Source organism: Streptomyces sp. RKAG290 (assembly GCF_023701695.1).
GTDB lineage: Bacteria > Actinomycetota > Actinomycetes > Streptomycetales > Streptomycetaceae > Streptomyces.
Window position 1 is genome coordinate 1 of the sequence record NZ_JAJOZC010000021.1, and the last position, 12,736, is coordinate 12,736.

Here is a 12,736-nt window from a genome sequence, read left to right on the forward strand (position 1 = left end):
CTGCTCCTTGGCTGGGTGGGTGGTTTCCGCTGGGCGGGGACATTCCGCGGCGTCGGCGATGTCCGCGAGGATCCGGTCCGCGGCGGCGAACGCGGCGTTGGCCGCCGGGACTCCGCAGTAGACGGCCGCCTGGAGCAGGACTTCCTGTACGTCCACGGGGGTGAGGTCGCCGCTGCCGAGCGCGGCCCGCAGGTGCATGGCCAGTTCCTCGTGGTGGCCGAGTGCCACCATCGCGGTGAGGGTGAGGCAACGCCTGGTCCGGCGGTCGAGACCCGGCCGGGTCCACACCTCGCCCCAGGCGTAGCGGGTGATGAAGTCCTGGAAGACGGCGGTGAAGGGTGTGGTGCCGGCGACGGCACGGTCGACGTGTGCGTCCCCGAGGACCGTGCGGCGTACGGCCAGCCCGCGGCGTGCCGGGCCGCGTCGTCGGTGACGGGTGCGGTGCCGGTCGCGAAGTGGCTCAGCAGGGCGGCGCGCACGGGGTCGGGGCGTTCCACGCCGGCCAGGTGGGAGGCGCCCGGGAGTTCGACCAGCGTCGAGCCGGGGATGGTGTCGGCCAGTTCGCGGGAGTGCGCGACCGGGGTGGCCGGATCGTCGCGGCCGGCCACGACGAGCGTGGGTGCGGTGATGCGTGCCAGTTCGCCGCGCAGATCGTGGGCGGCGAGGGCGTCGCACAGTCCGGCGTACGCCTCGGGCTCGACGGTACGGAGGTCGGCCAGAACGGCACGGGCGGTGGTGCCGGCCGCGAAGTCCGGGGTGAACCAGCGGCCCGCGGCACCCTCCACGACCGGCTCGATGCCCTCGGCCCGCGCCAGCGCCGCGCGTTCCCGCCACGCCTGCGGTTCGCCGAACCGGGCCGAGGAACACACCAGAGCGAGCGACCGGATCCGGTCGGGGTGGTGGACTGCCAGCCAGGCACCCACGGCGCGCCGAGGGAGATGCCCGCATACGCGAACCGGTCGATGCCGAGCGCGTCGGCGAGCCGCAGCACGTGCGCGGCGACCTCGGGTACGCCGTCCCCGGCGGCGAGCAGCCCACCGGGGTGCCGCCGTGCCCGGGCAGATCCCAGCGGACCACCCGGTGTTCGCGGGCGAGCCCGGCGAGCTGTCCGTCCCAGACGGCAAGTGACGTTCCGAGGGACGGCCCGAGGACCAGGGCGAGCCGGAGAGCGGTCCGTCCACCTGATGGTGCAGGAGGCGCGGCGTGGGGGTGCCGGAGGAGTACGGGGTTGTCATGAGGCTCCTGGTTCGGCTCTGCCGGTGCCGGATGGCACGGCGAGGCGGGCGGCCGGTGTGTGGCGGGGAGGGCGGGCGACCGGGGTCGGGGGAAGCGGGAACGCTGCGGCGGGCGGGCCGGTGGTGTCGGACGGGATGGCGGGGGGGGGGTGACGTTGTCGGCCGGCGCGGTGGGCGCGGAGTACGTCACCTGACGGGCAACAGGGCGCTGTGCGGGGCGGTTTGTGCGGGGCGGCTTGCGCGGGACCGTCTGCGCGGGACGGCTTGCGCGGGACGCTGGTCAACGGGCGCCCCTCACGCCAGGCCTGTCCCCCGTGACCACGTGTGCGTCACACCATGTCCGGCCCACCGTCCGGGCGGCGCAGTGCGCGGTCGACGAGGGTGCCGGCCGAGCCCGTGTAGCCGGCCGGGTCGGTGAGGGCGCGGACGCGGTCCTTCGACACCGCGTCCGCCAGCGCCGGTTCCTGGCTCAGGGCCTCGTGGAGTGCGATGCCTTCGCGGTCCACGCGTCCGGCGGCGCTGGTCACCGCCGCGCGGGCCGCGGCCCGCCCGACCAGGTCCGAGAGCACCGCGACGAGGCGTTCGCTGACGATCAGTCCACCCGTGACGTCGAGGTTCTCGCGCATGCGCGCTGGGTGGACACGCAGCCCCTCTGCCAGTGACGCGGCCGCGTCTGCGGCTCCGCCGACGGTACGCAGCGCCTCGCGCAGGGGCTGCCACTCCGCGTGCCAGGCACCGGGCGGGCGTTCGTCCTCGGCCGCGAGGGAGCCGTACAGCACACCCGCGAGCGCGGGTACCTGGCGGGCGGCCGCGGCGATGAGAACGGCACGCGCCGGGTTGGCCTTGTGCGGCATCGCGGACGATGCCCCGCCGGTGCTCTCGGAGACCTCGCCGATTTCGGTGCGGGACAGGAGGAGAACGTCGGCGGCGAGTTTGCCGAGTGCTCCGGAGGTGAAGGCCAGCGCTCCGCCCAGGTCGGCGATCGGGGTCCGCAGGCTGTGCCAGGGCAGTGCGGGTGCGCACAGTCCGGTCGCGGCTGCGTATGCCTCGACGAGGCGCACCCCGAAGTCGTACGCCGCCGGGCCGGGCCGGGGATCGGCGCCCCGGGGGAGGCGAAGGCCGCGAAGGCCGCCAGCGTCCCGGCAGCGCCGCCCAGTTGCACCGGAAGAGCCGCCCGGACCGCGGCGATCCGGGCCGAGGCGTCCAGGACCAGGCTGCGCCAGCCCGCGGCCTTCAGGCCGAAGGTGGTCGGCACGGCGTGCTGGGTGAGCGTGCGGCCCGCCATCGGGGTGTCGCGGTGCTCGGCCGCCGTGCGTGCCAGGGCGGCGGCGACCCGGTCGAGGTCGGCCAGGATCAGGCGCAGGGCCTCGGACGCCACCAGCATGGCCGCGGTGTCGAGGATGTCCTGGCTGGTCGCTCCGCGGTGGACGTGGGAGGCCGCGTCCGGAGCCCGCTCGGCGACGGCCGCGGTCAGGTCGGCGACGAGCGGGATGACCGGGTTGCCGCCGGAGCGGGCACGCAGGGCCAGCGAGCGGGCGTCGAACCGGGAGGTGTCGGCCGCCGTCGCGGCGACGGCTTCCGCCGCCCCGGCGGGGGCGGTCCCCAGTGAGGTCTGGGCGCGGACGAGCGCCACTTCGGCGTCGAGCAGGGCGCGTACGTACGCGGCGTCCCCCGTCGCCTGCTCGACGGCCGTTCCCGCGCGGACCGGTGCGAGCAGGCCGGTGTCCGCGAATGCGTCAGCCGAAGTCAAGGAAGACCGTCTCCTCATGCACACCGTCGTCACTCAGACGGATGTCGAAGCGGTGGACGCCGGTGTCTTCCGGCGTGGTCAGGAGCGTCGCCCTGCGCTGCTCCGGCAGGGCCGACAGCAGCCGGTCCTGTGCAAGGCCCGCGGCGTCGTGCAGGTAGGCCCGGGTGTACAGGTGGTGCGTCAGTCCGCGGGCGAAGACGGCGATCGCCACGTACGGGACCCCGCCAGGCGGCAGGGTCCGTATGGTGTAGTGCCCGTCGGCGTCCGTCGCCACCCTGCCGAAACCGGTGAAGTCGAGACCGTGGCGCCCGATGACGGCTCCGGTGACCGGGTCGCGGCGCAGCGAGCCGGGCGCGCCGTGCCGTGAGCCGTCCGGGGCGGGCTGCCACACCTCGACGACCGCGTCGGGCACCGGCGCTCCGGCCCCGTCGAGCACCTGGCCGCGCAGCACCACGGTGCCGGGATGGCCGGCGGGCGCGAGGTCGCCACCGCCCGCGAACGGCAGGGCGAAGCCGTAGAAGGGTCCGACGGTCTGTGAGGGCGTGGGGGCGAGCGTGCCGTCAGCTGCGGTGGGGGTGGGTGCGGGCATCAGCGTCCCTCCTCGGTCCAGGTCGCGGACGGCCCGTCGAGGACGATGTCCCAGCGGTAGCCGAGCGACCATTCGGGTGTGGACAGGTCGTGGTCGTAGGCGGCGACGAGGCGCCCGCGGGCGTCGTCGTCGGTGACGGACTGGAGGATCGGGTCGTAGGCGAAGAGCGGGTCGCCGGGGAAGTACATCTGCGTGATCAGACGCTGGGTGAACGCGGACCCGAACAGCGAGAAGTGGATGTGGGCGGGGCGCCAGGCGTTGGTGTGGTTGCGCCACGGGTAGGCGCCCGGTTTCACGGTGACGAAGGAGTACCCGCCCTGGTCGTCCGTCAGGCAGCGGCCCACGCCGGTGAAGTTCGGGTCGAGCGGCGCGGGGTGCTGGTCGCGCAGGTGGGCGTAGCGGCCGGACGCGTTGGCCTGCCAGATCTCGACGAGCTGACCGCGTACGGGACGGCCGGAACGGTCGAGGACCCGCCCGGTGACCGTGATCCGCTCCCCCAGCGGTTCCCCGTGGTGCCGGCGGGTGAGGTCGTGGTCGAGGTCGGTGATGTCGGTGACGCCGAAGACGGGTCCGGAGAGCTCGACGTCCTCCGGATCGGCTCCCATCGCGATCAGCGGGTGGCGTGGGTGGCGCAGGGTGCTGCTGCGGTAAGGGGCGTAGTCCCGGGCGGGGTGCGCGCGGACGGACGCTCCCTCGGCGAGCGACTTGGCGTAGCCCTCGCGTGCGGCGGTGATCTCGGCGCTGATGTCGGCCTGGGTGAGCGCGGGCGGCCGGATGATGTCGGCCGGGGCGGGTGGGGTGGTCATGGGTGTCGGTGCTGCCTTTCCGGTTCGGGAGCGGTTGCCTGCCGGGCGCCGGTGCGCGGCGCGGCCGTGCGGGAGCCCTCGGCGTGGGGAGCGGCGCCTCGCCGGGAACGGGGACGCGGGCTCACGGCCTGGTCTCCTCGGCGATGCGGACCGGGGCGGCGGTCCGGGCCAGCACGTCGGCGGTGCTGACGTCCGGCGCGGTCTCGACCAGCACCAGGCCGGTGCCCGTCACGTCCAGGACGGCCAGGTCGGTGATGATCCGGTGGACGCACGCGCGGCCGGTGAGCGGGAGGGTGCAATCCTGGACGATCTTCGGGCTGCCGTCCTTGGCGGTGTGGGTCATCGTCACGATGACCCGGCGGGCCCCGTGCACGAGATCCATGGCACCGCCGATGCCGGTCACGAGCTTGCCCGGCACCGCCCAGTTGGCGAGGTCGCCGCGGGCGGAGACCTGCATGGCGCGAGCACGGCCGTGTCGATGTGGCCGCCGCGGATCATGCCGAAGGAGAGCGCCGAGTCGAAGAACGAGGCTCCCGGCAGGACGGTGACCGTTTCCTTGCCGGCGTTGATCAGGTCGGGATCGACTTCGTCGTCGTACGGGAAGGGGCCGGTGCCCAGGATGCCGTTCTCGGATTCGAGGACGACGTGCACCCCTTCGGGGAGATGGTTGGGGATGAGCGTCGGAAGGCCGATGCCCAGGTTGACGTATTCGCCGTCGCGGAGCTCGGCAGCTGCCCGTGCGGCCATCTCCTGCCGGTTCCAGGGCATCAGCTGCCACCGTCGCGCGAGCTCGTGCGTGCCGTCACCGTGCGCTGCTCGATCCTCTTGTCCGCGGCCTGCTCGGGAGTCAGCGCGACCACCCGCTGCACGAAGATCCCAGGCAGATGTACGTGGTCGGGGTCGATCCCGCCCGGCTCGACCAGTTCTCGACCTCGGCGATCGTGATCCGGCCGGCCATGGCGGCGAGCGGGTTGAAGTTGCGGGCCGACTTGTTGAAGACGAGGTTCCGTGCCGGTCCCCCACGGCCGCCCTGACGAGGGCGAAGTCGGTGCGGATGCCCCGCTCCAGGACGTACGGGGCGCTGTCGAACTCGCGCACCTCCTTGGCCGGGGAGGCGATCGACACGCCGCCGTTACCGTCGTGGCGCCAGGGCATGCCGCCGTCGGCGACGAGCGTGCCGACGCCGGCCGGGGTGTAGAACGCGGGGATGCCGGCGCCGCCTGCCCGCAGCCGTTCGGCGAGGGTGCCCTGCGGGATGAGTTCGAGCTCCAGCTCGCCGGCGAGGTACTGGCGGGCGAACTCCTTGTTGCCGCCGATGTACGAGCCGGTGACCCGGCTGATCCGGCCCGCGGCCAGCAGGACCGCCAGCCCGGATTCCTGCGCGCCGCAGTTGTTGGAGACCACGCGCAGGTCGCGGGTTCCTTGCCGTGCAGGGCCTCGATGAGGGCGTCCGGCACCCCGCTGAGTCCGAATCCCCCGACCGCGATCGAGGCACCGTCCGGCACGTCGGCCACGGCCCGCTCGGCGGAAGCGACCACCTTGTCCACCGGACCACCTCTTCTTGTTCGCGTAGTGAAGTTTCTTTCACTATTCTTGGCACGGAGTCTGCCGCCGCGCAGAGCGCCTGTCAACGGTCCGCGTTCCGTCTGTGCCGGGCGAACCGCCCCTCACCTGCCGGTATTCACTACTGTGTCCCCACGACGCCCGACGGAGAGCCGATGCCACCGACCCACACGCTCCAGCAGACCGAGACGCCGGCGCCGGCCGAGGCCGTCGCCCCGCTCATGCGTGGCATCGCCGTCCTGCGCCGGCTCACCGACGCGGGCGGGACCATGAGCCCGAGCGCCATCGAGCGCGCCACCGGTCTCGCACGCTCCACCGTCGACCGGATCACCGCGACCCTGGCCCGGATGGACTACGTACGCCTGGACGGGCGCGACGTCACGCTCGCCCCGCGGCTCATGGAACTGGGCAACGCCTATCTGGCGGCACTGCGCCTTCCGTCCCTCCTCGGCGAGAGCGCCGACGCGCTCGCCGACGAACTCGACGAATCGGTGTCGCTCGCGGTCGGCGACGGCGACGGCATCCGGTTCATCCATCAGGCCACCCGGCGCCGCGCCATGTCGCTGAGCTTCCGCATCGGCGATCTGCTCCCACTGGAACGCACCGCGCCCGGACCCCTGTTGGCAGCTGCCTGGGGAGCGGAGGAGTGGGCGACATGGCGGGCCCGCCGGGCAGCGGATCCTGAGGGGCTGGCCTTCCCGGCCGCACCCCCGCGACAGCCGACGGACGAAAGGGACTTCACGGCCCGCGTCGAACAGGCCCGGCGCGACGGGTGGGCCGTGGACGACCAGCTGATCGAACCGGGACTGGTGGCCCTCGCCGTGCCGGTGCGCTCCCCGGGGGGTGAGGTGGCCTGTCTCGTCAGCGTGGTGAGCCACACCAGCCGGCACACCGCCGCGTCGTTGCGCGACACCTTGCTGCCCCGGGTGCTCGCGGCGGCCGCGGCCATGGAGGACGCGCTCCGCCAGGCCCCGCCCGCCGATGTCCCGCCCTCCCCACCGCGCTGGCCTCCTGGACGGGGGCGTCCAAGCAGGAGCTGGGCCGTGAGTTCATCGAGTCCCTGGCACGCGGCCTGACCGTGCTCACCACCTTCGGCGAGGGCCGGGACGCCCTGGCCCTGACCGACGTCGCGCGGGCCACCGGCCTGGCCCGTGCGACCGCCCGGCGCGCCCTCATCACCCTGGAACACCTCGGCTACGTCACCACGGACGACCGGGCGCACCGCCTCACCCCGCGCGTACTGGCCTCGGCTACCCGCCGTTGTCCCTGGCGGCGCTGCCGCAGATCGCGCAGCCCACCTCGCCGCGCTGACCCAGCAGGTCCAGGACTCCGCCTCGCTCGCGGTGCTGGTGGGCGATGAGGTCCAGTACACCGCGCGCGTCGCGACCCACCGCATCATGAACGTCAACATCAGCGTCGGCACGCGCTTCCCCGCGCATGCGACGTCCATGGGACGCGTTCTGCTGGCCGCGCTGCCGCCGGCGGAGCGCGAGATCCGCCTCGCCCGGGCCGAACCACGCGCCCTCACCCCGTACACCGTCACCCGGCCCGACCTGCTCGGCGCGGTCCTCGACCGCGTCCGTGACGACGGGTACGCACTGGTCGACGAGGAGCTGGAGGTGGGGCTGCGCTCGGTCTCCGTCCCGCTGCACGACCGTCGTGGGGCGGTCGTGGCTGCGGTCAACGTGGCGATGCACAGCAGCAGTCGCAGCGTGCCGGAGTGCGTCGCGGACGTCCTGCCCCGGCTGCGCACGGCGGCCGGCCTCATCGAGGCCGACCTGCACATCACCGAACGGTACGTACGGGTCCCGCCGATGTGACCCCGAGGGGCGCCGCGCTGGGGCAGGGCGGCCCGGTGCCTGCCCGCCCCGTTTGCCCGGCCGGACCACCGGGGCGGGCAGGCACCGGGCCGGGCCCGGCCGCCCCGGTCTCGGGCCGTCAGGCGTTGGGGTCGAACGGGATTCCGGCGGGCTTCGCCTTTTCGAGGTGGGCGGCGAAGTTGCCGTCCTTCAGGCCGAACACGGCGCTCCCGAAATCGGCCTGCACCAGCTTGTCCCGGACACCCGCCGGGTAGCCGTTCCAGCCGACCAGGTCGGGGAACTGCCACTGGTGGTAGTGGTTCTCCGGCGGCTCGTCGCCCGGGCTCGCGGGCCGGAAGCAGTGCGTGCCTATCCCGTCCTTGTGATAGACGGCCTTGGGGTGTGTGCCGTCCCACTGAATCTGGTCCCGGCCGTAGACGTTGAAGTCGCCGTGGGCGGAGGTGGAGACGTACTTCGCCTCGTTGTCCTGCACCCACACCACGACGTGCTCCCAGTCGTGGCGGTGGCCGCCGAGACCGCTCCCGGCAACTGCCTGGTCCTTCTCGAAGTAGAGGCCGTAGATGATGGCGCACCAGCCGTTGTTGCACTTGGAGCGCGCGTAGCCGTTGGTGTTGTCCAGGTCCCAGGCGTCGTGACAGCTGCCGTTGACGGCGCCGGTGGTCTTCAGCCCGGGAGCGATGGCCCCGTCGGCGCCGATGGCGGGTGTCGGGTAGCAGCCGTCACCGTCGTAGTCGTAGGCCGGCTGGAACGTCTGCTCCAGCGCGTCCGCGTTCGCGGGAAGGGCGCCCGGCACGGCCGCGAAGGCGTTGCCCGGCGAGGCAAGGACCAATGCCCCGGCGGCGGCAAGTGCGAGCGAGATCCCGCGGATCCGTCGTCTTCTACTCACTGGTTCCTCCTGATCGAGCGTGTCGGACCGAGCATGCAATGACATGCCCATGCCTACGCTCGCGGAACCTCGTGGCCCGGTAGGGCGCCATGGGTTTCCGCACGGTGACGCCCGGCCAACAGCCGGGCGGCCCGCCCGCGCGGGGGCGCGCCTCCCCCGCGCGGTCAACCTCCGTACGGACGGCGGGCGGCGCGACCGGTCAGGGTCATGCCGCCGCCGCAGTGCGGGACCCGCCCTCCGGCCGCCCGTCGGCATCGTGGTGGATGGGCGTCCGGGAACCGGTCAGCGGGGCACCCGAACCGCCCCGGCGCACGGCAACGATCTCCGCCGCGATGGACAGCGCGGTCTCCTCCGGGGTGCGGGCGCCGAGGTCGAGGCCGATCGGCGAACGCAGCCGGGACAACTCACCTTCGGTGAGGCCGACTTCGCGCAGCCGCCGGTCGCGGTCCTCATGCGTGCGGCGAGAGCCCATCGCGCCGACGTACGCGGCCGGCAGCCGCAGGGCCGTCTCCAGCAGCGGGACGTCGAACTTGGCGTCGTGGGTGAGCACGCACAGCACGGTCCGTTCGTCGGTCGCGGTGCGCCGGAGGTACCGGTGCGGCCAGTCGACCACGAGGTCGTCGGCGCCGGGGAAGCGGGCCCGGGTGGCGAAGACCGGCCGGGCGTCGCACACCGTCACGTGGTAGCCGAGGAACTTGCCCGCCCGCACGAGCGCCGTGGCGAAGTCCACGGCGCCGAAGACGATCATCCGGGGCGGCGGCACGCTCGACTCCACGAACAGGGTCACGCCGCCGGGGCAGTGCGAGCCGTCCTCCGCGATCTCGACGGTGCCGTTGCGGCCGCTGTCCAGTATCGCGCGGGCCTGCGCCGCTGCCGCACGCTCCAGATCCGGGTGCCCGCGCAGGCTGCCCTCGTACGATCCGTCGGCGTGCACGAGCAGCGCACCGCCGAGCAGTCCGTCCGGCCGCGGGCCACCCGGGCGAGTGCCGCGGACTCACCCCGGTCCGCGGCCGACACCCCTGCCCGGAACACCGGTGCGGCCGATCGCACCGGTGTGACCAGGACTTCGATGACGCCACCGCAGGTGAGCCCCACCGCGAAGGCGTCCTCGTCGCTGTACCCGAACCGTCCGCGCACCGTCAGTCCGTCGTCGAGCGCCTGCACGCACAGCTCGTACACCGCACCTTCGACGCAGCCGCCGGAGACGGAGCCGACGGCGGTGCCGTCCCTGTCGACGGCGAGAGCGGCGCCGGGGCCTCGCGGTGCGCTGCCGCCGACGGCCACGACGGTGGCGACGGCGAAGTCCCGGCCCTCCTCGAACCAGCGGTGCAGGGCGTCCGCGATCTCAAGCACCCGGGGCTTCCCCCGCCGCCCGCCGCCGGGCCTCTTCCGCCGCGCGCAGCACACGGTCGGGACGGATCGGCAGCTCCCGGTGGCGCACCCCGGTGGCGTGCCAGACGGCGTTGGCGATCGCTGCGGCGACGCCCACGATGCCGATCTCGCCGATGCCCTTGATCCCGACCGGGTCGTCGGGGACGTGGTCGTCCACCCAGTCGGCCTCGACAACCGGCACGTCGGCGTGCGCGGCGAAGTGGTAGCCGGCCAGGTCGGCGCCGACGTGGCCGCCGGAGGCCCGGTCCCGGATCGCCTCCTCGTGCAGGGCCATCGACAGCCCCCAGGTCATTCCGCCGACGAACTGGCTACGGGCGGTGAGCGGGTTGACGATGGTGCCCGCGGCGAAGATGCCCAGCAGCCTGCGTACGCGCACCTCCCCGGTGGTGACGTCCACCGCCGCCTCGGCGAACTGCGCCCCGAAGGAGTGCCGCTCCATCTCGGGGAGGGCGCCGATGGCGTCGGCGGTGTTCGACCGGGCGGTGATGCCCTCCGGCGGAATGCCCCGCCGAGGGCCAGCCGCTCGCGCAGCTCGGCCGCCGCCAGTCGCACCGCCCAGGCCCAGGAGCGCGTGCCCGTGGAGCCTCCGGCGATCATCGCGGGGCCCAGGTCGCTGTCCCCGAGGCGTACCCGGATGTGGTCCGGAGCCACTTCCAGCGCGTCCGCGGCGACGAGGGCCATCGCGGTCCGCGCACCGGTCCCGATGTCCGCCGCGTTGATCCGTACGGTGTACGTTCCGTCCGCCTCCGCGGTCACGGCCGACGTGGACGCGCCGACTCCCGAGGGATAGGTCGCCGCCGCCGTTCCGGTACCGAGCAGCCAGCGCCCTTCCCGGCGCAGACCCGGCCGCGGGTCCCGGTCCGCCCAGCCGAACCTGCGGGCGCCCTCGTCGAAACACGCGAGCACGTTGCGGCTGCTGAACGGCAGCCCCGAAACGGGGCCCGTTCCGGGTTCGTTGCGTGCCCGCAGCTCGATCGGGTCCACACCGCACTTCTCGGCCAGTTCGTCGAGGGCCGACTCCAGGGCGAAGGAGCCCGGCGCCTCGCCCGGCCCACGCATCCAGGTGGGGGTCGGCACGTCGAGGCGTACCAGCCTGTGCAGGGTGTGATGCGCGTCGGCGTCGTACAGGACGCGCCCCAGCACCGCGCTCGACTCGACGAATTCATGAACGGTCGACGTGAGGTTCTGCGACTGGTGGTCCAACGCGCGCAGCCGGCCGTCCGCGTCGGCGGCGAGCTTGACCCGCTGGGCCGTGGGACTGCGGTAACCGACGAGCGAGAACATCTGACGACGGGTCATGACGACACGGACGGGCCGGTGGAGGAGCGTGGTCGCCATCACGGCCGCAACCTGATGGGCACTCAGCCCCTTCGATCCGAAGGCGCCTCCCACGTGTTCGGACCGCACCCGGACGGAGGACGGATCGAGGGAGAAGAGCTTCGCGAGTTCGGTCGCCACCCAGCTGGTCCCCTGGTTGGAGTCGACGACGTCGAGCCGGCCGCCGTCCCAGCGAGCCGTCGCCGCGTGCGGCTCCATCGAACTGTGGTGCTCCTCGGGGGTGGTGTACTCCTCGTCCACGACGAAGGCCGCGGCGGCGAGTTGAGCTTCCACATCCCCCTTCGACGTCTCCGCCTGGACCAACGCACTGTCCTCGGGCGTGTACGCACCGGCGTGCCCGGCGGAGAACTCCACGTCGTGCGGCTCCACGTCGTAGCGGACGACCAGCGCGTCGGCGGCCTCCCGGGCCTGCTCGGAGGTCTCGGCCACGACCAGCGCCACCGGCCAGCCCACGAAGGGCACCCGGTCGTGCTGGAAGATCCCGACGATCGGGTTCGGCCGCCCCAGCATGCCCACGTAGTCGGTGTCGACGCGCGGCGCGTTCCCGTGGTGCAGCACCGTGAGGACTCCCGGCATGGCCAGGACGGGCGCGTCCTCCACCGACCGGACACGGCCCGGGCCACCGTCGAGAGGACCAGCCAGCCGTGGGCGAGGTCCGCGAACGGGATCTCGCCGGCGTAGCGGGCGGCCCCGGTGACCTTGTCGCGGCCCTCCACCCGGGTGTGACCGGAGCCGATCGCTCCCGTGACGGCGGCGTTGTCGGTCTTCGTGGTCATCGGGCGGCCTCCTCGGCGAGTTCGGTCAGCACGGCCACGACGAGGTTGCGCATCAGCGTCACCTTGTATCCGTTCTCGGGGAGCGCCTTCGCGGCTGACAGTTCGGCGTCCGCCGCCGCGGCGAACGCCGCCGCGCTCGCGGGCCCGCCGACCAGCGCCCGTTCGGCCGTGCGGGCCCGCCACGGCCGGGACGCGACGGCTCCGAACGCGAGACGCGCCTCCCGCACGACGCCGTCCCGGACATCCAGTGCGGCGGCTACCGAACCGATCGCGAAGGCGTACGAGGCGCGCTCGCGCACCTTCCGGTACCGGGAGTGCGCGGCCACCGGGGCCGGCGGCAGCACCACACCGGTCACCAGCGCACCGGGCGGCAGGGCGGTCTCGATGTGCGGGGTGTCACCGACGGGCAGATAGAGGTCCGCGATCGGCAACTCGCCCGGTCCGTCGGCCGTTTCGTAAGCGATGACGGCGTCGAAGGCAGCGAGCGCGACCGCCATGTCCGAGGGGTGGGTTGCCACGCAGTGCTCGGAGGCGCCGAGGATCGCGTGTTGTGGTGCTCGCCCTCGACGGCGGGGCAACCG

At 73.5% G+C, this 12,736-nt stretch carries 3 protein-coding genes and 8 pseudogenes; 1 reads left to right on the top strand and 10 read right to left on the bottom strand.

Annotation, left to right across the window (positions count from 1 at the left end; translation table 11 throughout):
- From LNW71_RS37240 to LNW71_RS35870, 6 genes and pseudogenes are all read right to left on the bottom strand, one after another.
- A pseudogene (locus LNW71_RS37240) lies at positions 1 to 1,235 on the bottom strand (alpha/beta fold hydrolase); the annotation flags it as partial.
- A 329-nt stretch (positions 1,236 to 1,564) separates the two neighbouring features.
- Positions 1,565 to 3,003 (bottom strand): annotated as a pseudogene (gene pcaB / locus LNW71_RS35850) (3-carboxy-cis,cis-muconate cycloisomerase).
- A complete protein-coding gene (gene pcaG, locus LNW71_RS35855; protein ID WP_250972381.1) occupies positions 2,972 to 3,574 on the bottom strand; it encodes a protocatechuate 3,4-dioxygenase subunit alpha in 603 nt (200 codons plus the stop codon). Before pcaG ends, pcaB begins: the two are co-directional and overlap by 32 nt.
- Positions 3,574 to 4,380 carry a protocatechuate 3,4-dioxygenase subunit beta gene (gene pcaH, locus LNW71_RS35860; RefSeq protein WP_250972382.1) on the bottom strand — a complete coding sequence of 269 codons (807 nt, stop codon included), beginning with the start codon at positions 4,378 to 4,380 and terminating at the stop codon, positions 3,574 to 3,576. The genes pcaG and pcaH overlap by 1 nt, the downstream gene beginning before the upstream one ends.
- 121 nt (positions 4,381 to 4,501) lie before the next feature.
- Positions 4,502 to 5,148, bottom strand: a pseudogene (locus LNW71_RS35865) (CoA transferase subunit B).
- Positions 5,148 to 5,927, bottom strand: a pseudogene (locus LNW71_RS35870) (CoA transferase subunit A). Before LNW71_RS35870 ends, LNW71_RS35865 begins: the two co-directional pseudogenes overlap by 1 nt.
- A gap of 171 nt (positions 5,928 to 6,098) precedes the next feature.
- Here LNW71_RS35870 and LNW71_RS35875 point away from each other — a divergent pair.
- Positions 6,099 to 7,763: pseudogene (locus LNW71_RS35875) on the top strand (IclR family transcriptional regulator C-terminal domain-containing protein).
- Positions 7,764 to 7,881: 118 nt separating this feature from the next.
- Here LNW71_RS35875 and LNW71_RS35880 read toward each other — a convergent pair.
- The 4 genes and pseudogenes from LNW71_RS35880 to LNW71_RS35895 all read right to left on the bottom strand — a co-directional run.
- On the bottom strand, positions 7,882 to 8,694 hold the full coding sequence (locus tag LNW71_RS35880) for an NPP1 family protein (RefSeq protein ID WP_250972383.1): 813 nt from the start codon (positions 8,692 to 8,694) through the stop codon (positions 7,882 to 7,884).
- Between the two features lie 160 nt (positions 8,695 to 8,854).
- Positions 8,855 to 10,002 (bottom strand): annotated as a pseudogene (locus tag LNW71_RS35885) (XdhC family protein).
- A pseudogene (locus LNW71_RS35890) lies at positions 9,995 to 12,155 on the bottom strand (xanthine dehydrogenase family protein molybdopterin-binding subunit). Before LNW71_RS35890 ends, LNW71_RS35885 begins: the two co-directional pseudogenes overlap by 8 nt.
- Positions 12,152 to 12,736 (bottom strand): annotated as a pseudogene (locus LNW71_RS35895) (xanthine dehydrogenase family protein subunit M); the annotation flags it as partial. The pseudogenes LNW71_RS35895 and LNW71_RS35890, both read right to left, overlap by 4 nt.

Excerpts from the sequence above, each read along its gene's own strand:
- pcaG (WP_250972381.1), bottom strand. The coding sequence starts at position 3,574 with ATGCCCGCACCCACCCCCACCGCAGCTGACGGCACGCTCGCCCCCACG.
- pcaH (WP_250972382.1), bottom strand. The coding sequence starts at position 4,380 with ATGACCACCCCACCCGCCCCGGCCGACATCATCCGGCCGCCCGCGCTC.
- LNW71_RS35880 (WP_250972383.1), bottom strand. The coding sequence starts at position 8,694 with ATGTCATTGCATGCTCGGTCCGACACGCTCGATCAGGAGGAACCAGTG.